Below are 255 nucleotides of genomic sequence, written 5' to 3' on the forward strand. Positions count from 1 at the left end.
GAGGCGGGGTATAGGGGAGGAGGGTAGATATGGAGGAGGAGGATCATGGGGGTGAGGGGTTGCAGGGGGAAGGTGAAGGGGAGGAGGAGGGGGAGTCCGAGGGTGGGGGAGATGCGGGGGAGGGGAGCGAGGAGGATGGGGATGAGGAGAGGGAGGAGGAGAAGGTTGGGGAAGGAAGAGATGAGGTGGATGAGGTTGGGGGTGTGGTGGGGGAGGATGTGGAGTGGGAGGAGGGTGAGGAGGAGAGGGGGAGGG

At 65.1% G+C, this 255-nt stretch carries 1 protein-coding gene; it reads left to right on the forward strand.

Translation table 11 applies throughout. The features are described 5' to 3' along the window. Nucleotides 1-29: 29 nt before the first annotated feature. On the forward strand, nucleotides 30-255 hold a 226-nt coding region (locus FS507_RS20080), incomplete at its 3' end, for a hypothetical protein (RefSeq protein WP_186314783.1).

Source organism: Corynebacterium glyciniphilum AJ 3170 (genome assembly GCF_007673095.1).
Classification (GTDB): Bacteria; Actinomycetota; Actinomycetes; order Mycobacteriales; family Mycobacteriaceae; genus Corynebacterium.